At 64.8% G+C, this 21,640-nt stretch carries 22 protein-coding genes; 13 read left to right on the forward strand and 9 right to left on the reverse strand.

The annotated features are described in order from the left end of the window. Nucleotides 1-6: 6 nt before the first annotated feature. The 3 genes from BLR13_RS09060 to BLR13_RS09070 form a co-directional block, all read right to left on the reverse strand. Entirely contained in the window at nt 7-756 is a 750-nt protein-coding gene (locus BLR13_RS09060) for a ribonuclease HII (RefSeq protein ID WP_074825332.1), read from the reverse strand. A gap of 84 nt (nt 757-840) precedes the next feature. After that, on the reverse strand, nt 841-1,290 hold the full coding sequence (locus tag BLR13_RS09065) for a VOC family protein (RefSeq protein ID WP_074825330.1): 450 nt from the start codon (nt 1,288-1,290) through the stop codon (nt 841-843). 148 nt (nt 1,291-1,438) lie between these two features. Then, a complete protein-coding gene (locus tag BLR13_RS09070) occupies nt 1,439-2,599 on the reverse strand; it encodes a PA0069 family radical SAM protein (protein ID WP_074825328.1) in 1,161 nt (386 codons plus the stop codon). Between the two features lie 193 nt (nt 2,600-2,792). Here BLR13_RS09070 and BLR13_RS09075 point away from each other — a divergent pair, with 193 nt between their 5' ends. From BLR13_RS09075 to BLR13_RS40015, 3 genes are all read left to right on the forward strand, one after another. Next, complete coding sequence (locus tag BLR13_RS09075; RefSeq protein WP_074825326.1) at nt 2,793-3,365, forward strand: glycosyl transferase; 573 nt, start codon at nt 2,793-2,795, stop codon at nt 3,363-3,365. 166 nt (nt 3,366-3,531) lie between these two features. Then, nucleotides 3,532-4,461, forward strand: coding sequence for a bifunctional helix-turn-helix transcriptional regulator/GNAT family N-acetyltransferase (locus tag BLR13_RS09080; protein ID WP_074825322.1), 930 nt, complete (start codon nt 3,532-3,534; stop codon nt 4,459-4,461). After that, nucleotides 4,458-4,604, forward strand: coding sequence for an RSP_7527 family protein (locus BLR13_RS40015; protein WP_154070851.1), 147 nt, complete (start codon nt 4,458-4,460; stop codon nt 4,602-4,604). The genes BLR13_RS09080 and BLR13_RS40015 overlap by 4 nt, the downstream gene beginning before the upstream one ends. Before the next feature lie 193 nt (nt 4,605-4,797). On the opposite strand, the gene moaB is transcribed toward BLR13_RS40015, so the two are convergent. Beyond that, nucleotides 4,798-5,361, reverse strand: a complete 564-nt coding sequence (gene moaB, locus BLR13_RS09085) for a molybdenum cofactor biosynthesis protein B (protein ID WP_074825320.1) — start codon at nt 5,359-5,361, stop codon at nt 4,798-4,800. A gap of 149 nt (nt 5,362-5,510) precedes the next feature. Beyond that, nucleotides 5,511-6,449: a KPN_02809 family neutral zinc metallopeptidase gene (ypfJ, locus tag BLR13_RS09090; RefSeq protein WP_074825318.1), complete on the reverse strand. Its 939-nt coding sequence runs from the start codon at nt 6,447-6,449 to the stop codon at nt 5,511-5,513. A 253-nt stretch (nt 6,450-6,702) separates the two neighbouring features. Between ypfJ and BLR13_RS09095 the strand changes: the two genes are divergently transcribed. The 3 genes from BLR13_RS09095 to BLR13_RS09105 all read left to right on the forward strand — a co-directional run bounded on the left by BLR13_RS09095 (nt 6,703) and on the right by BLR13_RS09105 (nt 9,228). Then, nucleotides 6,703-7,836: a site-specific DNA-methyltransferase gene (locus BLR13_RS09095; RefSeq protein WP_074825316.1), complete on the forward strand. Its 1,134-nt coding sequence runs from the start codon at nt 6,703-6,705 to the stop codon at nt 7,834-7,836. A 93-nt stretch (nt 7,837-7,929) separates the two neighbouring features. Next, nucleotides 7,930-8,247 carry a hypothetical protein gene (locus tag BLR13_RS09100; RefSeq protein WP_074825315.1) on the forward strand — a complete coding sequence of 106 codons (318 nt, stop codon included), beginning with the start codon at nt 7,930-7,932 and terminating at the stop codon, nt 8,245-8,247. 294 nt (nt 8,248-8,541) lie between these two features. Further along, nucleotides 8,542-9,228 carry a glutathione S-transferase family protein gene (locus tag BLR13_RS09105; protein ID WP_074825313.1) on the forward strand — a complete coding sequence of 229 codons (687 nt, stop codon included), beginning with the start codon at nt 8,542-8,544 and terminating at the stop codon, nt 9,226-9,228. A 66-nt stretch (nt 9,229-9,294) separates the two neighbouring features. Here the strand turns inward: BLR13_RS09105 and BLR13_RS09110 are convergent, their stop codons facing one another. Beyond that, the gene (locus BLR13_RS09110) at nt 9,295-9,723 is read right to left on the reverse strand and encodes a nuclear transport factor 2 family protein (protein ID WP_074825311.1); all 429 of its coding nucleotides are present in this window, start codon (nt 9,721-9,723) and stop codon (nt 9,295-9,297) included. A gap of 91 nt (nt 9,724-9,814) precedes the next feature. On the opposite strand from BLR13_RS09110, the gene BLR13_RS09115 reads away from it, so the two are divergent. Continuing rightward, nucleotides 9,815-10,735 carry a LysR family transcriptional regulator gene (locus BLR13_RS09115; protein ID WP_074831730.1) on the forward strand — a complete coding sequence of 307 codons (921 nt, stop codon included), beginning with the start codon at nt 9,815-9,817 and terminating at the stop codon, nt 10,733-10,735. Between the two features lie 154 nt (nt 10,736-10,889). On the opposite strand, the gene BLR13_RS09120 is transcribed toward BLR13_RS09115, so the two are convergent. After that, a complete protein-coding gene (locus BLR13_RS09120; protein WP_074825309.1) occupies nt 10,890-11,507 on the reverse strand; it encodes a glutathione S-transferase family protein in 618 nt (205 codons plus the stop codon). Between the two features lie 158 nt (nt 11,508-11,665). Here BLR13_RS09120 and BLR13_RS09125 point away from each other — a divergent pair, with 158 nt between their 5' ends. Further along, nucleotides 11,666-12,934, forward strand: coding sequence for a flavin-dependent oxidoreductase (locus BLR13_RS09125; RefSeq protein ID WP_074825306.1), 1,269 nt, complete (start codon nt 11,666-11,668; stop codon nt 12,932-12,934). Between the two features lie 187 nt (nt 12,935-13,121). Here BLR13_RS09125 and BLR13_RS09130 read toward each other — a convergent pair whose 3' ends face one another. Both BLR13_RS09130 and BLR13_RS09135 read right to left on the reverse strand, forming a co-directional pair. Further along, a complete protein-coding gene (locus BLR13_RS09130) occupies nt 13,122-13,541 on the reverse strand; it encodes a PaaI family thioesterase (RefSeq protein ID WP_074825303.1) in 420 nt (139 codons plus the stop codon). Nucleotides 13,542-13,625: 84 nt separating this feature from the next. Then, nucleotides 13,626-14,762, reverse strand: a complete 1,137-nt coding sequence (locus BLR13_RS09135; RefSeq protein ID WP_074825301.1) for an A/G-specific adenine glycosylase — start codon at nt 14,760-14,762, stop codon at nt 13,626-13,628. 209 nt (nt 14,763-14,971) lie between these two features. On the opposite strand from BLR13_RS09135, the gene BLR13_RS09140 reads away from it, so the two are divergent. The 5 genes from BLR13_RS09140 (at nt 14,972) to BLR13_RS09160 (ending at nt 21,639) form a co-directional block, all read left to right on the forward strand. Continuing rightward, nucleotides 14,972-15,451 carry a DUF721 domain-containing protein gene (locus BLR13_RS09140; RefSeq protein ID WP_074825299.1) on the forward strand — a complete coding sequence of 160 codons (480 nt, stop codon included), beginning with the start codon at nt 14,972-14,974 and terminating at the stop codon, nt 15,449-15,451. A gap of 114 nt (nt 15,452-15,565) precedes the next feature. After that, the gene (locus BLR13_RS09145; RefSeq protein ID WP_074825297.1) at nt 15,566-16,219 is read left to right on the forward strand and encodes a DsbA family protein; all 654 of its coding nucleotides are present in this window, start codon (nt 15,566-15,568) and stop codon (nt 16,217-16,219) included. A gap of 24 nt (nt 16,220-16,243) precedes the next feature. Then, nucleotides 16,244-16,864 (forward strand): thioredoxin domain-containing protein, encoded by a 621-nt coding sequence (locus BLR13_RS09150; protein ID WP_074825295.1) that lies wholly within the window; start codon nt 16,244-16,246, stop codon nt 16,862-16,864. Nucleotides 16,865-17,089: 225 nt separating this feature from the next. Continuing rightward, nucleotides 17,090-20,554, forward strand: coding sequence for a chromosome segregation protein SMC (gene smc, locus BLR13_RS09155; RefSeq protein ID WP_074825293.1), 3,465 nt, complete (start codon nt 17,090-17,092; stop codon nt 20,552-20,554). A 107-nt stretch (nt 20,555-20,661) separates the two neighbouring features. Beyond that, entirely contained in the window at nt 20,662-21,639 is a 978-nt protein-coding gene (locus BLR13_RS09160; protein ID WP_074825292.1) for a small ribosomal subunit Rsm22 family protein, read from the forward strand. Nucleotide 21,640 lies beyond the last annotated feature (1 nt).

Raw genomic sequence — 21,640 nt, forward strand, 5'->3', positions numbered from 1 at the left:
CCTATCCTAAATGGTTGCCGGAATTTCGGTCACGATCTGCGTCTCAACCGTGAACAAGTCACGCTCGATGACGACGGTTTCTGGCTGGTGCTTCTCGCGCGCCGCGACCACAGGCGCAAAGAAGCGGCGGTGATGGACGCTCGGGCCGAGCCGGTCCAGCGCCTCGCGATGCTCGGGGACTGCGTAGCCCTTGTGGGTCTCAAAACCGTAGCCGGGGCAATCCAGTGCCAGCGCACACATCAGGCGGTCGCGCGTCACCTTGGCGATGATGGAAGCGGCGGCGATCGACATCACAATGCCGTCGCCGCCGATCACGGCATCGCAATCGCAGGCGACGTCGATGCGGTCGCGGCCGTCGACAAAGACATGCCGCGGGTTTTCCGGCAGCGCCTGCACGGCGCGCGTCAGTGCCCACAGCGAGGCGCGCAGGATGTTGTCGCGGTCGATCCGCGCCGGCGAGGCAAAGGCGACCGCAAACGATGCGGTCGCGCAGATCTCCTCGAACAATTCCTCGCGGCGCTCGGCGGTGAGCCGCTTGGAATCGTCGATGCCCTTGGGGATTCGCTTTGGATCCAGCACGACGGCGGCAGCCACCACCGGCCCCGCCAGCGGGCCGCGCCCGGCCTCGTCGCAACCGGCCACCGGCCAGACGCCGCGCTTGATCAGCGCGCGCTCGCGGCGAAAGCTCGGCGGCGTCACCGCGATCACGCCCCTGGCCGGTTTGGCTTTTGTCTTTGAAGACTTGTCCCGAATCATGCCGGGATGGTGCGAAAGCGGACGCCGCGGCGCAACCCGGAACCGCGTTCAATTCCCGCTATTCAATCCAACACTTGCCAAAACCTAGTCGGGCAGATGGACCCGCCGGTCGTCGCCGACCTCGATGCCCGGCGCGACCACGACCTCCCAGGGATGGTTGTCGGGATCGCCGAAATAGCCGGAATAGCCGCCATAGTCGGTCTTGTGCGCGGGTTTCAGCAGCGAGGCGCCCTTCGAAATCGCGAAATCCAGCACCTGGTCGACCTCCTCGACCGAGCCGCAGTTCCAGGCCAGCGTCACACCGCGAAAGGCTGTTGGCCGCGGCTGGTCCGGCAGCGTGACATCCGCGGCCAGTTGATCCCACGGGAAAAGCCCGATCACCGTGCCGCCGGTATCGAAGAAGGCAACAGCCTCCCCGGTGGCGCGAAATTTCCGTTGAAAGCCCAGCGCTTCATAAAAAGCGATGCTGGCGCGGATGTCGCCGACGCCGAGCGTGATGACGGTGAAGCGCGGGGTGGGTGCGTTGGAACTCATGATACTCCCTAGCTGTCATTCCGGGATGGTGCGTTAGCACCAGACCGCAGATGCGCAATTGCGCATCGGGGAATCTCGAGATTCCGGGTTCGATGCTTCGCATCGCCCCGGAATGACCGAGGAATTGTCGCTTCGCTCGCAATGACGACTAGAACAAACTCAACTGCTGACCGCTTCGATTCGGCTTGACGAAATGATCGATCGAAAGCTTCGAGCGGCGCTTGTTGAGGCCGAGCTTCTCGCAGGCGACCTCGAACCGGCGTCCGATCATCCAGGCCATCGGACCGGAGCCTTTCATCCGCGTGCCCCATTGCGAGTCATAGTCGCGGCCGCCGCGCATGTCGCGGATCAGGGTGAAGACGTGGCGGTAACGGTCGGGATAGTTCGCCATCAGCCATTCGCGAAACAGGTCGCGCACTTCCAGCGGCAGCCGCAGCAATACGTAGCTGGCCTCCCTGGCGCCGGCATGGGCCGCCGCATCGAGAATGCGCTCGATCTCGGAATCGTTCAGCGCGGGAATCACGGGTGCTACCATCACGGTCGCCGGAATGCCGGCGTCCGCCAGTTTCCGGATTGCCTCCAGCCGCTTCGGCGGCGTCGAGGCCCGTGGCTCCATGGTGCGCGCGAGCTTGGGATCGAGCGTCGTCACCGACAGTGCGACCTTGACCAGATTGCGCTTTGCCATCCGCGAGAGAATGTCGATGTCGCGCGTCACCAGCGCCGATTTGGTGACGATGCCGACGGGATGGCCGACGCGCTCGAGCACTTCGAGAATGCCGCGCATGATTTTGTACTCGCGCTCGATCGGCTGATACGGATCGGTGTTGGTGCCGATCGCGATCATGCGCGGTTCGTAACCCGGTGCCGCCAGTTCCTTCTCGAGCAGTTCGGGCGCATCGGGCTTGGCGAGCAATTTCGATTCGAAATCGAGCCCGGGCGACAGACCGAGATAGGCATGGGTCGGCCGCGCGAAGCAGTAGACGCAGCCATGCTCGCAGCCCCGATACGGGTTGATCGAGCGGTCGAAGCCGATATCGGGCGAGTCGTTGCGGGCGATGACCTTGCGCGAGGTGTCGATCCCGACCGTGGTCTTGAAGGCCGGCAGATCGTCGAGGCTTTGCCAGCCGTCGTCGAACGCGACCCGCGCCTCGGCTTCGAACCGGCCGCTGTCGTTGGACTGGGCGCCGCGGCCGCGCCGCCGCTCGCGCTCGATGGCGACCGCGAGCTCTGGAAAAGGAGTCGCACCCGCCGGAGCGGAGGGCGCCGTGACCGGCGGGTGCTTGAGGGCATGAGAGGATGCTCGGCTCATGGATCAGTACATAGCACGCCTTGAGAACAAAGCAAGAACATGAATCGCGGCAATCCACAGCGCGCGCGAAAAAATGCTGCTTGACCCACAGTTAGCGGCTGCCGCAAAAAACTGCACAACGGTGGCTGCTTTGAATGTGACAAGGTGATAACAGTGCGGCGTTTTTCACCGTTTGAGCCACCGAAGCCTCATCATGCTGAGCGTCATCATTCCGACCGAAGGTGTCGAACAACCAGCCGTCGCAACCCTTGCGGCGCTGGTGCCGGGCGCCGCTGCCGGCATCATCCGCGAGGTGCTGCTGGTCGATCGCGCCGGAACCGGTGTCATCGAACGGGTCGCCGACGTGGCCGGCTGCCGTTTTCTATCGTTTGAGGGCACCCGCGCCGCGGCGATGGCGGCGGGCGCACGGACCTCGCGCTCGCCCTGGCTGATGTTCCTGCACGCCGGCGCCGTGCTCGACAGTGGCTGGATCGAAGAGACCTCGCAATTCATCCAGGGCGTCGCCAACAGCGGCAGGCCCCGCGCCGGCATCTTCCGCTACGCCCACTCGCCCTATGCCGACACCGGCTTTCGCGACGGCCTCAAATTCGTCGCCCGCATGTTCGCCGGGCCGTCGGCGGACCAGGGACTGCTGATCGCGCGCGACCACTACGACCGGCTCGGCGGCTACCGGCCGGACTCCCGCCGTTCCGAGGCGCGCCTGCTGCGGCAGCTCGGCCGCTCCGCGCGCACGACACTGCGCAGCCGGATCATGGTGGTGGCCTGAACCATCCACTGAACCATCCACCGAACTATCCTTGGCCCGCGACGGGGGCTGGACCCAAAATCGCGAAAACAACCCCATGCAAAGTAGACCGGGAACCGCTTCGCGCGGAAATATACTTGCCAAAGTCAAATAATTGTTTGACGATGGCAAGTATCGAGGTTTGCCCATGTCCCAGACGGATACCGACCACCACGTCGCGGCGGTCCGCGCCTTCAACCGCTTCTACACCCGCAAGCTCGGCGTGCTCGACCAGCAACTGCTGAAAAGCCCGTATTCGCTGAGCGAGGCCCGGGTGCTGTACGAACTCGCCCACCGCGAAGACCTGTCCGCCAAGGAAATCGGGAGCGAGTTGGGCCTCGACGCCGGCTACCTCAGCCGGATCGTCCAGAATTTCGATGAAACCGGCCTGATCACGCGCAAGCCGCTGCCGTCGGACCGCCGCCAATACCGGCTCAGCCTGACCGCCAAGGGCCGGCAGGCCTGTGCCAGGCTGGAGCGCAGTTCGCAGGAAGATGTCGGCGCGATGCTGGCAGCACTGCCGGCAAACGGTAGCCAACAGCTGATCGGCGCCATGGCCGTGATCGAACGGCTGCTCGGCGCGCCAAATACCCCGCCACCCGCGGCCATCCTGCGCGGCCCCCGCCCCGGCGACATGGGATGGGTGGTGCAGAGCCACGGCGCGCTCTACGCCGGCGAATACGGCTTCGATTCCTCGTTCGAGGGTCTGGTCGCCGAGATCACCGCGAAATTCCTCGCCTCGTTCGACGCGTCGCGGGAACGCTGCTGGATCGCCGACATCGACGGCGCCCAGGTCGGCTCGGTGTTTCTGGTGCGGCATAGCGACGATGTCGCGAAAATTCGCCTGCTGCTGGTCGATCCGGCCGGGCGCGGGCAGAAATTGGGCCAGCGGCTGGTCGCCGAATGCATCGCGTTCGCGAAAGCCTGCGGCTACCGCAAGATCACGTTGTGGACCCAGAGCATTCTGCTCGCCGCCCGCAAGATCTATCAGGATGCCGGCTTCGTGCTGGTCGCGAGCGAGGCGAACCGCAGCTTTGGGCAAGACCTGATCAGCGAAACCTGGGAACTGGAGCTGTGAAACCGGGGCGCCGCGATTCTCCGCGACGCGTCACGCCGGATCTCATCGCGTTCTACACCAGGCGCGCGCACGAATTGCGCGCCGAATATTATCGCAACATGTGGCGCGCGATCTGGGCTCTGCTGACCCGCGGTTGGCGCTAACGTTCAATTGTACCGCCGTCATTGCGAGCCAACGGGTCGCGCGAATGCGCGCCCGATGACAGGCTCCGCGAAGCAATCCATATCGCGGCATAACGGATAGATGGATTGCTTCGTCGCTTCGCTCCCTTGCACAAACGCTTCGCGTTTGTTGCAGGCAATGACGGAGGGCGTCTTCAACGCGTCCCCGGCAACGCTAGGCCGACGCGCCCTTGGCCTTCGGCCGGCGCAGATGCTCGTCCAGCCGCGGCATGATCTCGACGAAATTGCAGGGGCGGGTGCGGTAATCGAGCTGGGCGGCGAGGATGCCGTCCCAGCCGTCGCGGCAGGCGCCCGGCGATCCCGGCAGGCAGAAGATGAAGGTCGCGCCGGCAACGCCGGCGGTGGCGCGGCTCTGGATCGTCGAGGTACCGATCTTGGCGTGGCTGAGCATATGAAAGGCGATGGAAAAACCGTCCATCCGCTTTTCGAACAGGGGCTCGACCGCCTCCGGGGTGACGTCGCGCCCGGTAAAGCCGGTGCCGCCGGTGGTGATGATGGCATCAACGCTCGCGTCGGCGATCCAACGCCGGATGACGACGCGGATCGCGTCGATGTCGTCGACGATGATCTCGCGCGCCGCCAGATGATGACCGGCCGCTGTCAGCCGGTCCGCCAGCGTCGTGCCGGATTTGTCATCGGCCAGCGACCGCGTGTCCGAAATCGTCAGCACCGCGATATTGAGCGGAACGAATGGATTGGTTTCGTTGGTGGAGGACATTGGACTCTATCCCTCGTGTCCCGGACGCGGTGCAGCGCGGAGCGATGCGCCGCAGAGCCGGGACCCACTGTTCTTCGCCGGCGCCATGGGCCCCGGATCAGCAGCGCACCGCTATCGCGCTGCGCAGCATCCGGGGCACGCGAGCGCCACTACCCACCCGACCCAAACGTGTTGCAGGCCTGCACCGTGCCTTGTTGATAGCCGGTCATGAACCATTGCTTGCGCTGCGCGGCGGAGCCGTGGGTGAAGGAGTCGGGCACCACCCTGCCCGTCGCCTGCCGCTGCAGCGTGTCGTCGCCGATCGCGCTTGCCGTGGTCAGCGCCGCGTCGATATCGCCGGCTTCGAGGAAGCCCGGACGCTTCTTCTCTTCGCGGTTGACCCAGACGCCGGACAGGCAATCGGCCTGCAGCTCGACCTTGACCTGCAGCGCGTTGGCTTCCGCCTTGCTGCCCGCCTGCTGCTGCAGCCGCGTGACGCGCGGCAGGATGCCGAGCAGGTTCTGGATGTGGTGTCCCGCTTCATGCGCGATAATGTAGGCCGCGGTGAACTTGCAGGCGTTGCCCGAGCAGCCGTGGAAGCGCGTCTCGACCTCGCGGAAGAAGTTGGTGTCGAGGAAGATCTGCTTGTCCGGCGGGCAGTAGAACGGCCCCATCGCCGCCTGCGCCATGCCGCAGCGCCCGCCATTGGTGGCGTTGCGGAACAGCACGATGCGCGGTCCCGAATAGGATTGCCCGCTGGCCTGGAAAATCTCGCTCCAGCGATCGTCGATTTCGCCGAGCACGCCGGAGATCATGCTGCCCATCTCGTCCTTCGGCGCGCCGGTCTTGGCCGGCCCCGACCGGCGATCGGTCTGATAGCTCGGTGCCTGGCTGCCGCCGCCGGTGAGGATTTCGGCGCCGCCGATCAGGATGCGCGGATCGATGCCAAAGGCATAGCCGACCAGGCCGAGCACGATGATGGTGCCGATGCCGAGCCCGCCGCCGCCCATCGGAAGACCGAAGCCGCCACCGCCCCCCATTCCGCCGCCGCCGCTATCGTCGCGACGGTCATCGATATCGTCGCTGCGGCGAAAATCATCGTAACGCATGGCGGTATTTCCTCATCCCGGCTGGTGGCTCAGATACCCAACGCAGCAGTCACGTAAAATTTCCATTCCGTTAATCAATAACCCGCCCGGCAATTATTGCCTAGTCCGCATAAGCGGCAATATCTCCTCGGCAAATCTCGCTCAGTACTTCGACCGATTAAGTCGATTTTTACTTTGCCCGGTCAATGTATCGCCAGTCGGTTGTTTAGTCCCGCGTCGCCGACAGCGTCGCCTGAGTCAGAGTAGTTGAGTCATGGTTGTGTCGCGTCGCGGGGCGTCTGCAAGGGCGCCCCGCACCAAATTCGAGTTCGATTCCAGCGCTCGTATCGTCGTCGGCGATTGCGTCGCCGAGATGTCGAAGCTTCCGGCCGGTTCGGTCGATCTGGTATTCGCAGATCCGCCGTACAACCTGCAGCTCAGGGGCGATCTGAAGCGCCCCGACGAATCCCATGTCGATGCCGTCAACAACGACTGGGACAAGTTCTCATCCTTTGCCGCCTATGACGACTTCACCCGCGCCTGGCTCTTGGCCTGCCGCCGGATCATGAAGCCGTCGGCCACCCTGTGGGTGATCGGCTCCTACCACAATATTTTCCGCGTCGGCTCGATCATGCAGGACCTCGGCTTCTGGGTTCTCAATGACATTGTGTGGCGCAAGACCAATCCGATGCCGAACTTCCGCGGCCGCCGCTTCACCAATGCCCATGAGACCATGATCTGGGCGGCGCGCGACGAGAAGGCCAAGGGCTATACCTTCAACTACGAAGCGCTGAAGGCCGCCAACGAGGACGTTCAGGCGCGTTCGGACTGGCTGATTCCGTTGTGCACCGGCGAAGAGCGCCTCAAGGGCGCCGACGGCAAGAAGGTGCATCCGACCCAGAAGCCCGAAGGCCTGCTGGCCCGCGTGCTGCTGTCGTCGTCCAAACCCGGCGATCTCGTCATTGATCCCTTCAATGGCACCGGCACCACAGGCGCCGTGGCAAAACGTCTCGGCCGCCGCTACATCGGGTTCGAGCGCGACCAGACCTATGCAACGGCCGCGGAAGAACGCATCGCCGCGGTCGAGCCGCTTCCCGAAGCCACGCTGGCGCCATTCATGACAGCGCGCGACGCGCCCCGCGTCGCTTTCTCCGAACTGATCGAGCGCGGCATGATTTCGCCCGGCACCAAACTGGTCGATTCCAAGAAGCGCCACGGTGCCCTGGTCCGCGCCGACGGCGCCATCATGCTCGGCGACAAGGTCGGTTCGATCCACCGGATGGGCGCGGTGGCGCAGGGCTCCGGCGCCTGCAACGGCTGGACCTTCTGGCACGTCGAGACCAACAAGGGCCTGCGCCTGATCGACGAGCTGCGCGCCGAAATCCGCTCGGGGATGGCGGCGGGCTGAGCCCGCGCGGCGTTCACGCCCTTTCGACTTGATTGGTCGCGAAAGCCGGGCTTAGAATTGGCAGTATCAGTTGCTGTTTCGATTGGTTCGCCGATGCGCAGTCGATCCGAGACATGGCTGCTCCTGCCGCTGCTACCGATATTCCTCGTCAGCATGTTCCCGATGCTGCTGATCGGCATGCTGGGATCCGCCGGCCTTGTCATCTTCGGTATCCTCCTGATCCGCGTTGGCATTGCCTGCACCATGGACGCCCATGGCGATTTCGATCGGGAAGTCATCGTCCACGGCTATGCTCGGGGACCGGACCGCGCCGCCCAGGTCTCCGACCTGAAGTCGGCAACCCGCATGGCTGTGCCGCTGCACCTGTCAGGCGCGGCAATGATTGTCGCAGGCCTCTTCCTGGTCGGCTGATCGACGAGCTGCGCGCCGAAATCCGCTCCGGGATGGCGGCGGGCTGAGATTCCTCACTTCAAGCTGTCATTCCGGGGCGATGCGAAGCATCGAACCCGGAAGTTCGAGACCTGGAATCTCGAACTTCCGGGTTCATCGCTGCGCGATGCCCCGGAACGACGGCAGACTCCCGCCCTCACGAACTCGTCGCTTGCTTCCCCCTCAAAAATTTGCGCATGGACAGACCGCCGCGCGGTTACCGTCGCCGCGGCCGGATTTTTTGTCGACTCCAACAGAGGCAGGGAGAATTTCCAAATGCTCAAATTCTACTTCAACGGATCGCCCAACCCGACCAAGGTCGCGCTCTTCCTCGAGGAAGCCGGGCTCGCCTACGAGCCGGTGGCCGTCGACACCCGCAAGGGCGACCAGTTCACGCCGGAATACCTCGCCATCAACCCGAACGCCAAGGTGCCGGCGATCGACGATGGCGGCGTCAAGGTGTTCGACAGCAACGCCATCCTGCTCTACCTCGCCGAAAAGACCGGAAAATTCCTCCCCGCAAACACCCCGGCCAATCGCGGCGAATTGCTGTCCTGGCTGATGTTCGTCGCCACCGGCGTCGGCCCCTTCTCCGGCCAGGCCGTCCACTTCAAGCATTTTGCGCCGGAAAAGGTCGACTACGCCCATAACCGCTACCAGTTCGAGGCGCAGCGGCATTACGCGATTCTCAACGACCACCTCGCCGGCAAGCGCTACATGGTCGGCGACACCTACACCATCGTCGATATGGACGTGTGGGGCTGGGCCCGCATGATCCCGTTCGTGCTCGGCGAGGACGCCGTTGCGAAATATTCCAACGTCAAAAAGCTGGTCGACGAAATCTCGGCACGGCCCGCGGCTGCCAAGGCGATCGCGCTGAAGGACAACTTCAAGTTCAAGGCCGAGATGGACGACGAAGCCCGCCGCAACATGTTCAAGCATCTGGCGGTCAAGGCCGCCTGATCTGACTGAAATATCCGCCGTCATTCCGGGGCACGCGCCTGCGCGTGGCCCCGGAATGACAACAATTCAGCCCGCCGCCACCTTGCGTTCTTCCGGAAACGGCCCGAGCACGCGCTCGACCAGCGCCGAGTCGCAATATTCCTTGATCTCCTTGATCCGGCCGTCCTCGATGCGCCAGACGATGCAATATTGATTGTCGTAGCGAAGGCCCGCCCTGGTGACGTTGTCGCCGCGCGCCTCGACCACGACATAGTCGCCTTCAGCGATGAAATTGAACGCCACGGTGCGCGGCCGCGCCGCGAGCAACGATCGGAGTTGGCCCAAAAGGCCGTTCTGAATCGCCTCACGTCCCTTGAACTCATGCGACCAGGAATATTGCCCGGTCACGACCCAGACCGCGTCCTCGGCGAGATGGTCGGCGAAGGTGGTGCCGCTGCGGTTGGCGGAATCCGTATAGACCTGCTGTACCAGTTTCTTGTTCGCTGCTGCGCTCATGGCGGCTTTCTCCGTTGATCCGATGCCTCAGACCATCGCGCGCCGCACGATATTCTTCCAATCGATAGTGGATATGATATATATTCACCCAATGAATTTGAATTCGCTTGACCTCAATTTGCTGGTCGCCCTCGACGCGCTGCTGAAGGAGGCCAATGTCAGCCGCGCCGCGATGCGGATCGGGCTGTCGCAGCCGGCCGCCAGCCATGCGCTGCAGCGGTTGCGCGACCTGATCGGCGACCCGCTGCTGGTGCGCACCGGCGCCCGCATGGAACTGACGCCGCGGGCCCAGGCGCTGCGCGGGCCGCTGGCGCAGGCGCTCGACCACGTACGCGCCTTGTTTGTTCCCGACGGTTTCGACGCTTCAACCAGCGAGCGTCAGTTTCGCCTGATGATGCCTGATCTGGCCGTCGAATTGCTGATGCCGCCGCTGATGGAAAAGATCACCAGGATCGCGCCCAACGTCCGGATCGACGTGGTGCCGTGGCGCGGACCGGCGATCTTCACCGCCGAGTTCGCCCGCACGATCGACATCGTGATCAGCATCGGCAACGCCTTCAGCGGCTTTCACCGGCAGCTTCTCTACACCGACAGCGACGCGCTTGCCGTGCGGCGCGGCCATCCGGTCGGAGCGAAGCTGAAGCGTCGCGAACTATTTCTCGATGCGCGGCATGTCGCAGTCATCATCCGCGGCCAGAGCGAAGATCTGATCGACACCTGGTTGCGCACCAAAGGCATCGAGCGGCGGATCGCATTGGTCGTATCAGGCTATCTCGAAGCGCTGCATGTCACCGCGCGCACCGATCTCGTCGCGTTCGTGCCGCGCCGGCTGATATCAGCGCTGTCGAAGCAATTGTCGCTTGTGGCGATCACGCCGCCGCTCGATCCCGGAATCGACGAGCAGTTCATGTTCTACCCGACCCGCGCCCAGATGGACCCCGGCTCGGTCTGGCTGCGCAACATCATGCTCGGCATCGGCCGCGATATGGAACGCGGGAAGAAGAAGGCATAGCGTTTTCAAGCGAAGTGGGCACCGGTTCGCGTGAAGAAAACGCGTCAAACAAAAAAGTCGCGTAGGGTGGGCAAAGCGAAGCGTGCCCACCCTTCAAGTGCGTAACGTAAAATGGTGGGCACGGCGCAAGTGCGCCTTTGCCCACCCTACGAAGTTACGCCTTCTCGTCCGCGAGCACCTTCTGCACGGCCGGCCGTTCCGACATCCGCTGGCGGTGCGCGGCGACTTTCGGCAGCGTCGCGATATCGACGCTGTCGCCTTCCAGCCAGCCGCCGAGCGTAAACAGATAGGCGTCGCAGGCCGTGTATTGCTCGCCCATCACCCATGGTCCCTTCAGCATGTCGCGCTCGATCAGCGCAAAACTGGCGGCCATGGTTTCCGGCACCTTGCGCTTCATGTCGGCGAACGAGGTTTCCTCGGTGGCCCAGCGATAACCGCGCCCCTTGTGGGCATGCGCGACATGCACCGTCGAACATAGATAGGTGTTAAAGGACTGCGCCTGTGCGAACGCAAAAGCATCTTCCGGCATCAGCTTCGCCTGAGGCGCAGTCTGCGCGACGAACGCCAGGATCGCCGGCGTCTCGGTCAGGACGCCGCGATCGGTCACCAGCGCCGGCACCCGGCCCTTCGGATTGATCGCGAGATATTCGGGGGTGGTCTGCTGGCTGCTTTTGAAGTCGAGCCGCTCAGCCGTATAGGCGACGCCGGCCTCTTCCAGAGCGATATGCGAAGCGAGCGCGCAGGTGCCGGTGGCGTAATAGAGCTTGAGCATTTCACATCCTCTTTTCGGGAAGGGCCACGTTAGCGGCGCGGTCCGGCGCCGTCCATCCCGCGGCCATCGACGACCGGAGGGGCCCGGTTTTCGCGGTTGCCCCCAGCGGCGCTCCCATGTCATGACCTTGTCAAATACGGGCGGACCAAGGGCGGATCATGACGGTTCTTATCGCGGGCGGCGGCATCGGCGGGCTGACACTGGCGCTCAGCCTGCACCAGATCGGGGTATCGGCCAAAGTCTTCGAAAGCGTGCCCGAACTGCGGCCGCTCGGCGTCGGCATCAACGTGCTGCCGCATGCGGTGCGCGAGCTGATCGAGCTCGGCCTGCACGATGCGCTCGACGCATCAGGCGTGCGCACCAAGGAGCTCGCCTATTTTTCCAAGCACGGCAAGCCGATCTGGAGCGAGCCGCGCGGCATCGAGGCCGGTTACAAATGGCCGCAATTCTCGATCCATCGCGGCACGCTGCAGCAGATCCTGCTCGATGCCGCGACCGAACGGCTGGGCAAGGAGAACATTCTTACCAGCCATCATCTTTCCGGCTGGACCGAGACCGATGAAGGCGTCCGCGCCGAATTCGTCGACAAGGCGACCGGTAAAGTAGTCGGCCATCATGAAGGCGCGCTGCTGATCGCCGCCGACGGCATCCATTCGGCGGTTCGCGAAAAACTTTATCCGAATGAAGGCCCGCCGATCTGGAACGGGCGCATCCTGTGGCGCGGCATCACCAAGAGCAGTGCCTTCCTCTCCGGCCGCACCATGATCATGGCCGGCCACGAGATCCTGAAGTTCGTCTGTTATTCGATTTCGAAGACAGCGGACGCCGACGGCAAATTCTCGATCAACTGGGTGGCCGAGCGGCACATGCCGCCAACCTATCAGTGGCGGCGCGAGGACTATAACCGCACCGCCAACCTCGACGAGTTTCTGCCCTGGTTTAGGGATTGGACATTCGACTGGCTCGACGTCCCCGGCCTGATCCGCAACTGCCCGCACGCCTATGAATATCCGCTGGTCGACCGCGATCCGATCCCGCAATGGACTTTTGGCAAGGTCACGCTGATGGGCGATGCCGCGCATCCGATGTACCCGATCGGCTCCAACGGCGCGTCGCAGGCGATCCTCGACGCCCGCGTCCTCACCCGCGAAATTCTCGCGCATGGCGAGGTCAACGCCGCGCTGGTGGCCTACGAAGCCGAACGCCGCCCCGCCACGTCAGACCTCGTGATGCTGAACCGCCGCAACGGGCCCGAGCAGGTCATGCAGATGGTCGAGGAGCGCGCGCCCAATGGCTACGACGTCGTCACCGACGTGCTGTCGCTCAAGGAACTGGAAGACATCGCCGCCAACTACAAGCGCGTCGCCGGTTTTCAGGTCGAAGGCCTCAACGCCAAGCCGCCGATCGTGCAGGGCAAGGCCGGTTGACGCGGCGGCTCACTTAACCTCGCCCCGCTTGCGGGGAGAGGTCGAAATTCGCGCTAGCGAATTTCAGGTGAGGGGGTACAGGTCTCACCTCACCTACGGAGTTCGCGGAGAGAAGCCCCTCATCCCTATCTTCTAAGAGCGAGATTCGCTCGTCTCGACCCCGTAAGAACGGGGAGAAGGAGAAGAATCAGCGTATTGCCTTGGCGGTCTCGACCAGCCGCGCGCTGGTCGTGGCGGTCGCGAGCAAGGTGCCATCCTCGGCCGTCAGCCGTCCCTCGACGAAGGCGATGGTCTTGCCGAGCTGGGTGACGGTCGCCTCACCGGTGATCGGCCCCGGTCTGGCCGGCGCCAGGAAATTTATCGTCATGGTCACGGTCGCCGTATAGAGCCTGCCGTCGGTCATGACGAACACCGCCGGGCCCATGGTGTCGTCGAGCATCGCCGAGAGAATACCGCCCTGGACGAAGCCGGCCGGGTTGCAGAAGTCTTTCTTGCCGTCGAAACCGATCCGGACCCAGCCGTCCCCAGGGCGGGCATCGATGAGATACCAGCCGAGCAGTTTTGAAGACGGCGGGGCAACGAGAGTGTCGAGGGCAGTTGCGATCATGGGAACCTCCGTGAGGTCCCTTCGTAGGCCAGCCCTGTTGCCAGCATGGTGTCAGCAGCTTGACCGTCTTCGGGCCAAGCTCGCTTAGAGACCAAGCCCGTGCGCAATCGCCTTGCGCATCACGTTGGGCAGCGCTTCATCGGCGAGCGTCGCGATCGGCACCCAGCGCATGCCCTCGGGCGGCCGCGTGCGCGCGGCAACATCAGCGGTATAGATGACGAGTTCCAGCGGAAAGTGTGTGAACACATGGGTGACGACGCCCGCTTTGCGATGCCAGCGTGTCACGCCCTTGAGCACCGGCGCCTGCTTCAACGCCGTCTTGTCATCCTGTCCGGCCAGCCATTCGGAACCCGGCACTTCGGTCATGCCGCCGAGCAGGCCCTTTTCCACGCGCGTACGCACCAACAGCTGCTCGCCGCGCGTGACGATGAAGGCCGCGCCGCGGCGCAGCGTTCCCGTCTTCTTCGGCGCCTTGCGTGGAAATGCCTCCTGATCGCCGCGCGCGCGGGCCACGCAATCCTCGTTCAGCGGACACAGCGCACAGGCCGGTTTCTTCGGCGTGCAGATCGAGGAGCCGAGATCCATCAGCGCCTGGGCGCTATCGCCGGCGCGAGACTTCTCGTCGCCGGCGCGAGACTTCTCGTCGCCGGCGCGAGACGGATCCAGCAGTGTCGACGCCAATTCGCCGATCAGCGGCTTGGCCTGCGGCAACGGTTCCTCGACCGCGTAAAGCCGCGACACCACGCGTTCGATATTGCCGTCGACCGGCATGGTCCTGACATCGAAAGCGATCGCCGCGATCGCCGCCGCGGTGTAGGGCCCGATCCCCGGCAGCGCGCGCAGGCCTTGCTCGGTGTCGGGAAACACCCCGCCATGTTCGCGCAGCACCGCGACCGCGCAGGCGTGCAGGTTGCGCGCGCGCGAATAGTAGCCGAGCCCGGCCCACATCCGCAGCACGTCGTCCTGCGACGCGCTGCCGAGTGCGGCGACATCCGGCCAGCGCGCCAGAAACTTCTCGAAATAGGGCCCGACGGTTTTGACGCCGGTCTGTTGCAGCATGATTTCCGACAGCCAGACCCGGTACGGATCGGCGCGCTCGCCCGCCGGCGGCCGCCACGGCAACCGCCGGCGATGCCGGTCATACCAGTCGAGCAGCAGCGCGGGACGGTCGCTTGGCTCCGCTCCGCGTCGTTTAGCCTTGGCGACGACACCTGAATTCATGAAGGCACTCTAGTGTCGGGATTCCGATCTCTCCACGTCATGCCCGCGCTTGTCGCGGGCATCCACGTCTTTCTTTACTGCGGCAGCCAAAAGACGTGGATGGCCGGGCATGGGCGAGCGGTAGCGACGCCGTCCTCAGACGGCTATGCCCGGCCATGACACTTGGGTGGTTCCGTCCACACTCCACCAAGAAGTGTTATAAGCCCCCCATGGCAAAACCCGGCTTCATCAGCGCCAAACCGCTTTCCGTCCTGCTCAGCGACGTGTTTTCCGACGCCTATGCCAAGCAGGGATTTGCCGCGCGCGAGCTGGTGACGCGCTGGGCCGAGATCGCGGGAGCCGAAATCGCCGCCCACTCCCAGCCGCTGAAGATGCAGTGGCCGCGGCCGGTGGAAGGCCAGCCGCAGGAACCGGCGACGCTGGTGTTACGGGTCGAGGGGCCGATGGCGCTGGAGATCCAGCATTCTTCCGACGTCATCCTGGCACGGGTCAACCGCTTCTTCGGCTGGAGCGCGGTCGGCCGGCTGGCGCTGCGGCAGGCGCCGCTGTCGCGCCGAAAACTCGCCGCCCTGCCCCGCCCGCCGGACCCCAAGGCCGTCGCCAGGGTCGCCGAAACGCTGTCGGCGGTCGAGGATGAACAGTTACGCGCCGCGCTGGCGCGGCTCGGCGCCTCGATCAAGCGAAATTGAGCCTGCCGCCTGTTCCGGCTGCGGCAACCTGCCATTGCCACAATTATCGTTTCAAGCTAGCGAAGGCTTCTTTTCGCAAACGTTGGGCGTGAACGCGCCATTCGGGGACTTCTCATGATCACGCGCCGCGCCTTCACCGCCGCCCTGTCGCTGACCGGCCTTGGCCTGCTCGCCGGCTTCTCGCCGCTGCGCCTGATATCGGACGCGATGGCGCAGGGTGCGGCCGACGTCGCCAAGCCGCAGTCGCTGCCCGACATGGGGCTCGGCCCGGCCAACGCCTCGGTGACCATCACCGAATACGCCTCGATGACCTGCCCGCACTGTGCCGCCTTCACCGAAACCGTGTTTCCGAAGATCAAGTCGGAATTCATCGACTCCGGCAAGATCCGCTTCGTGTTCCGCGAATTCCCGCTCGACATCAAGGCGGCCGCGGGCTCGATGCTGGCGCGCTGCATCGCCAAGGACGATGCGCCGAAATATTTCGCCGTCGTCGACCTGCTGTTCAAGCAGCAGAACGAATGGGTGGTGAAGAACACCACGGAGACCCTGACCCGGATCGGCAAGCAGGCCGGCCTCACCCAGCAGGCGGTCGAGGACTGCCTGAAGGACCAGGCGCTGCTCGACAAGATCGCCGCCGACCAGAAATTCGCCGCCGAGGTGCTGAAGGTCAATTCGACGCCGACCTTCTTCATCAACGGCGAGATGCTCAAGGGCGAAACGTCGTTCGAGGAATTCAGCAAGCGCATCAATTCGCTGCTGAAGAGCTGACCGGTTCATTTTCGGGAGCGCACCTTGCTCATCACCCGCCGCGCCTTCGTTGCCGCTTTGCCATTGACCGCGCTGGTCACCAGGGCGATCGCGGTGCCTGCCAGCGAAGTGACAAAACCGCAGGCGCTGCCCGACATGGCGCTCGGTCCTGATGACGCCAGGGTGACGATCGTCGAATACGCGGCGCCGACCTGCCCGCATTGCGCCGCCTTCAACAGGGACGTATTTCCGAAGATCAAGTCGGAATTCATCGACACCGGCAAGGTGCGTTACGTGTTCCGCGAGTTTCCGCTCAATATCAAGGATCTGGCGTGCGCGATGCTGACGCGCCGCATCGCCGGTGAGGACTCGGCCAAGTATTTTGCCGTGGTCGACATCATGTTCCGGCAGCAGGACCAGTTGGTGGAGAAGACCTCCGATACGCTGCGGCTGATCGGGCGGCAGGCGGGTCTCAGCGCGCAGGCGGTCGAGGATTGCCTGAAGGACCAGGCGATGCAGGACAAGATCAGCGCCGGCCAGAAGTTTGCCGAGGACGTCCTGAAGGTCGAGGGCACGCCGACCTTTTTCGTCAACGGCGACGAAATCGTGGGTGAAGCCGGCTTCGAGGAATTCGCCAGGCGGATCAATTCGCTGTTGAAAAGCTGATTCGCGCCCGCTGATTCGCGCGATCGCATAAGTCCAGCAAAAGGCTCGACAAAAGCCTACAAAACCCTTGGGAAAAGCCGCGTCGGCCCGTTGCCCTCCGGCCCCGGCCTCGCCATTGTCCGGACGATAAGAGCCGCCAAAGGTGGTTCGTCCACACACCGACATTGCCTTCCATGGTATTGTCACGGCAGGGAGATTCGCGCCCGGCCAAGCGAGATTTGGTTCATGAAACTCACGCGCCTCCGCCTCCACGGTTTCAAGTCGTTCGTTGAACCCACCGACTTCCTGATCGAACCCGGTCTCACCGGCGTGGTCGGACCGAACGGCTGCGGCAAATCCAACCTGGTCGAGGCGCTGCGCTGGGCGATGGGCGAGACCTCGCACAAATCGCTGCGCGCCGCCGACATGGATGCGGTGATCTTCGCCGGCTCCGGCAACCGTCCGGCGCGCAACCACGCCGAAGTCGTGATGTCGATCGACAATGCCGATCGCACCGCGCCTGCGGCCATGAACGACAGCCAGGTGCTGGAAATTTCGCGCCGCATCGAGCGCGAGGCCGGCTCGGTCTACCGCATCAACGGCCGCGATGTGCGCGCCCGCGACGTGCAGATTCTGTTCGCCGACGCCGCCACCGGCGCGCGTTCGCCGGCACTGGTCCACCAGGGCAAGATCGGCGAGATCATTCAGGCCAAGCCCGAACAGCGCCGCCGCGTGCTGGAAGACGCCGCCGGTGTTGCCGGCCTGCATGCCCGCCGCCACGAAGCCGAATTGCGGCTGAGGGCAGCCGAAACCAACCTGACCCGCGTCGAGGACGTGATTGGTCAGCTCGCCGGCCAGGTCGACGGCCTGAAGAAGCAGGCAAGGCAGGCGATCCGGTTCCGCGAAGTCGCCGCCAAGGTGCGCAAGGCCGAAGCCACGCTGTTTCATCTGCGCTGGCTCGAGGCCCATGCCGACGTGGCCGAGGCCGCCCATACCCACGACCTCAACGTTCGCGAGATGGCCGAACGTACCCGCGAACAGGCCGAAGCGGCGCGTATCCAGGCGATCCGCGCCTCGGAACTGCCGGCGTTGCGCGAGGGCGAAGCCCGCGCCGCCGCCGGACTGCAGCGGCTGACGAATGCCCGCGAGCTGCTCGACCGCGAGGAAGCCCGTGCCAAGGAGCGCGTTTCCGAACTCGACCGCCGGCTGACGCAATTCGCCGCCGACATCGCCCGCGAACAGCAGCAGAACCTCGATGCCGAAGTCGCGCTGCAGCGGCTCGACACCGAAGATTCCGAATTGAAGGAAGAGATCAAGTCGCGCGTCGAAAAGCGTTCCGGCGTCGACGAACGCGTCTCGGAAGCGGAAGCGACGCTCGAAGCGGCCGAGCAGATGTTCGGCGAACTGACGACCGCGCTTGCCGATCTTACCGCCAAGCGCAACCAGCTCGAGGCCGGCGTGCGCACCCATCGCGACCGGCTGGCGAAGCTCGATCAGGACATCGCCAACGTTGCCAGCGACGAGCAGAAGCTCGCGCAGGAAACCGGCAGCCTCGGCGACGTCGATGCGCTTGCAGGCGCGATGGAGACCGCGCAGGAAAGCTTGGCGGCGTCCGAAGCCGCCGCGCACGCCAACGAAGCCAGCCATATCGCCGCGCGGCAGAAGCTTGAGGCCTCGCGCGCCCCGCTCGCCGAGGCCGACAAGCGCGTGCAGCGGCTCGAGACCGAAGCGCGCACGATTTCCAAGCTCGTCAATGGCGAGACCAAGAACCTCTGGCCGCCGATCATCGACGGCGTCACCGTCGCCAAGGGTTATGAAAAGGCGCTCGGCGCCGTGCTCGGCGACGATCTCGACGCGCCCGTCGATCCCTCCGCGCCGATGCGCTGGACCAACGCGGGTGCCACCTTCGACGATCCGGCGCTGCCCGCCGGCGTCGAACCCCTCGCCTCCCTGGTCGAGGCACCCGCCGAACTGACGCGTCGTCTGGCGCAGATCGGCGTCGTCCCCAAGGAGCGCGGCGCGGAGCTGGTGTCGCAACTCAAGACCGGCCAGCGGCTGGTGTCGCTGGAAGGCGACGTCTGGCGCTGGGACGGTTTTGTCGCCGCCGCCCACGCGCCGACCGGCGCGGCACGGCGTCTCGCCGAACGCGCCCGTCTCGTCGATATCGAGCACGAACTGGAGCAGGCCCGCACCGACGCTGCCGCCAAGCGGCAGGCGCTGGAAGACGCCGAGTCTGAGCTGAAGATGGCATCGGGTGCCGAGACCGCCGCCCGCGAGGCCTGGCGTGCCGCGCAACGCGAAGCCGATACGGCACGCGAACGCCATGCCACGACCGAACGCGAGATCAACCGCCACAGCGCCCGCAAGTCGGCGCTGACGGAAGCGCACACACGCCTCAATGCCGACCTCACCGAAGCCTATGGTGCGCACCAGACCGCGACCGCAGCGCTTGAAGAATTGCCGCCGACCCACGACACCGAGGCCCGGCTTGCCGCCGTTCGCAGCGATATCGAAGGTCACCGCCGTTTTGCGGCGCAAGTCCGCGCCGAAGTGCAGGCGCTGGCGCGCGAGGCTGAACTCGCCGACCGCCGCGTGCAGGCGATCCTCGCCGAACGCACCGAATGGCAGAACCGCAAACAGAGCGCGGCTTCGCAGGTCACCACCGTCGAAGCGCGCATCACCGAAGTGACCGCCGAGCGTGCCGAGCTTGAGAACGCGCCCGCCGCGTTCGCGGAAAAGCGCCGCGCGCTGATCAACGAAATCGAGCAGGCCGAAGGCGCCCGCCGCGTCGCCGCCGATGCGCTGGCCGCGGCCGAAAGCCTGATGGCGGAAACCGACCGCGAGGCCAAGGCGTCGCTTGAAGCGCTCTCCTCAGCCCGCGAGGCCTGCGCCCGTGCCGAAGAGCGCATGGAGGGAACAAAACGCCGGCTGTCGGACATCGAGCGCGAAATTCACGACATGCTCGAAGTCGAGCCGCACGCCGTGGCGGCGCTCGCCGAACTGGAGCCCGGCGCCGAATTGCCGCCGCTCAACGAGATCGAGGAAAACCTCGAAAAGCTGCGCCGCGATCGCGAGCGGCTTGGCGCGGTCAACCTGCGCGCCGAGGAAGAGCTGCGCGAGGTGGAAGCCCAGCACACTGCGCTGACCACGGAACGCGACGACCTCGTCGAAGCCATCAAGCGGCTGCGCCAGGGTATCCAGAGCCTGAACAAGGAAGCGCGCGAACGGCTGTTGACCTCGTTCGAGACCGTCAACGCGCACTTCAAGCGGCTGTTCGTCGAACTGTTCGGCGGCGGCGAAGCCGCATTGCACCTGATCGAGAGCGACGATCCGCTGGAAGCCGGTCTCGAAATCATCGCCAAGCCGCCCGGCAAGAAACCGCAGACCCTGTCCCTGCTGTCAGGCGGCGAGCAGGCACTGACCGCGCTGGCGCTGATCTTCGCGGTGTTCCTCACCAACCCGTCGCCGATCTGCGTGCTGGACGAAGTCGACGCCCCGCTCGACGACCACAACGTGGAGCGGTTCTGCAACCTGCTGAACGAGATGACCTCGTCGACTGAAACCCGCTTCATCATCATCACGCATAATCCGATCACGATGGCGCGGATGAACCGGCTGTACGGCGTCACCATGGCCGAACGCGGCGTCTCGCAACTCGTCTCGGTCGGCCTCGACGACGCGGTGAAGATCCTCGACCAGAACGTGGCGTGAGCTGAAATCCGTCGTTCCGGGGCGGCGCGCAGCGACGAACCCGGAACCTCGAGATTCCGGGTCTGGTCCTTCGGACCATCCCGGAATGACGTGGATGACGGCAACAAATGACCTCACCCGACCTCCCCGCCGAACTGAAAGCAGCACTCGACGGCAGGCTGCGGGGTTTTTCGCGCAACGACGCGGCGACCCGCGCCGCGTCGATCTCGAAAACCTACCGTGACGGCGGCGGCTCCGGCGCGATCCGGTCGGAGACCGATGCGCTGGCCTACGCGCTGGCGCGGATGCCCGCGACCTATGCTGCGGTCACGGCAAGCCTGAATGCGCTCGCCGAGATCCGTCCGGACTTTGCCCCGGCAAGCCTGCTCGATGTCGGTGCCGGGCCGGGCACAGCCACATGGGCCGCGGCCGAAGCCTTCCCGTCGCTGCAAAGCTTTGCGCTGCTCGATGCCAACGACGCACTTCGCGCGCTGGCGCTCAACCTCTTCAGCGACAGTTTTCGCCTGCGTGAAACCAACTACGAGCGTGGCGAGGCCCGATCCGCGCTGGCCAAGGCTGGCGCCGCCGACCTCGTCATCGCCAGTTACATGATCGGCGAAATCGGCGCTGCCGAGCAGAAGGCCTTGGCTGAACTGATGTGGCAAAAGACCGGCGATACGCTGCTGGTGGTCGAACCCGGCACGCCTGCGGGCTATGCACGGATCATCGCGCTGCGTGAACGCTTGATCGCTCAGGGCGCGCATGTTGCCGCCCCCTGCCCGCATGACGGCAAGTGCCCGCTTGCCGCGCCGGACTGGTGCCATTTCACCCAGCGCCTGCAGCGCTCGCGCGCGCACAAGCAGGTCAAGGGCGCGGAGTTGCCGTTCGAGGACGAGAAATTCGCCTATGTCGCGCTGACCCGCACACGAATAGAAAAACGTCCGGCCCGGGTATTGGCGCAGCCTGAAATCAGCAAGGTCGAAGTATCGGCAAAGTTGTGCACCCCCGACGGCCTCGCGTGGACGCGCACGCCGCGCCGCGCCAAGGCCGATTACGCCCGCGCCCGGCGCTGGCGATGGGGCGATGCGGTGATGGACGAACGGTAGC

It is taken from the genome of Bradyrhizobium ottawaense (genome assembly GCF_900099825.1).
GTDB classification, from domain to species: Bacteria; Pseudomonadota; Alphaproteobacteria; order Rhizobiales; family Xanthobacteraceae; genus Bradyrhizobium; species Bradyrhizobium ottawaense_A.

Bases quoted from the DNA above. Each gene is read 5' to 3' on its own strand.
- BLR13_RS09060 (WP_074825332.1), bottom strand. From the start codon at position 756: ATGATTCGGGACAAGTCTTCAAAGACAAAAGCCAAACCGGCCAGGGGC.
- BLR13_RS09065 (WP_074825330.1), bottom strand. From the start codon at position 1,290: ATGAGTTCCAACGCACCCACCCCGCGCTTCACCGTCATCACGCTCGGC.
- BLR13_RS09070 (WP_074825328.1), bottom strand. From the start codon at position 2,599: ATGAGCCGAGCATCCTCTCATGCCCTCAAGCACCCGCCGGTCACGGCG.
- BLR13_RS09075 (WP_074825326.1), top strand. From the start codon at position 2,793: ATGCTGAGCGTCATCATTCCGACCGAAGGTGTCGAACAACCAGCCGTC.
- BLR13_RS09080 (WP_074825322.1), top strand. From the start codon at position 3,532: ATGTCCCAGACGGATACCGACCACCACGTCGCGGCGGTCCGCGCCTTC.
- moaB (WP_074825320.1), bottom strand. From the start codon at position 5,361: ATGTCCTCCACCAACGAAACCAATCCATTCGTTCCGCTCAATATCGCG.
- ypfJ (WP_074825318.1), bottom strand. From the start codon at position 6,449: ATGCGTTACGATGATTTTCGCCGCAGCGACGATATCGATGACCGTCGC.
- BLR13_RS09095 (WP_074825316.1), top strand. From the start codon at position 6,703: ATGGTTGTGTCGCGTCGCGGGGCGTCTGCAAGGGCGCCCCGCACCAAA.
- BLR13_RS09100 (WP_074825315.1), top strand. From the start codon at position 7,930: ATGCGCAGTCGATCCGAGACATGGCTGCTCCTGCCGCTGCTACCGATA.
- BLR13_RS09105 (WP_074825313.1), top strand. From the start codon at position 8,542: ATGCTCAAATTCTACTTCAACGGATCGCCCAACCCGACCAAGGTCGCG.
- BLR13_RS09110 (WP_074825311.1), bottom strand. From the start codon at position 9,723: ATGAGCGCAGCAGCGAACAAGAAACTGGTACAGCAGGTCTATACGGAT.
- BLR13_RS09115 (WP_074831730.1), top strand. From the start codon at position 9,815: ATGAATTTGAATTCGCTTGACCTCAATTTGCTGGTCGCCCTCGACGCG.
- BLR13_RS09120 (WP_074825309.1), bottom strand. From the start codon at position 11,507: ATGCTCAAGCTCTATTACGCCACCGGCACCTGCGCGCTCGCTTCGCAT.
- BLR13_RS09125 (WP_074825306.1), top strand. From the start codon at position 11,666: ATGACGGTTCTTATCGCGGGCGGCGGCATCGGCGGGCTGACACTGGCG.
- BLR13_RS09130 (WP_074825303.1), bottom strand. From the start codon at position 13,541: ATGATCGCAACTGCCCTCGACACTCTCGTTGCCCCGCCGTCTTCAAAA.
- BLR13_RS09135 (WP_074825301.1), bottom strand. From the start codon at position 14,762: ATGAATTCAGGTGTCGTCGCCAAGGCTAAACGACGCGGAGCGGAGCCA.
- BLR13_RS09140 (WP_074825299.1), top strand. From the start codon at position 14,972: ATGGCAAAACCCGGCTTCATCAGCGCCAAACCGCTTTCCGTCCTGCTC.
- BLR13_RS09145 (WP_074825297.1), top strand. From the start codon at position 15,566: ATGATCACGCGCCGCGCCTTCACCGCCGCCCTGTCGCTGACCGGCCTT.
- smc (WP_074825293.1), top strand. From the start codon at position 17,090: ATGAAACTCACGCGCCTCCGCCTCCACGGTTTCAAGTCGTTCGTTGAA.
- BLR13_RS09160 (WP_074825292.1), top strand. From the start codon at position 20,662: ATGACCTCACCCGACCTCCCCGCCGAACTGAAAGCAGCACTCGACGGC.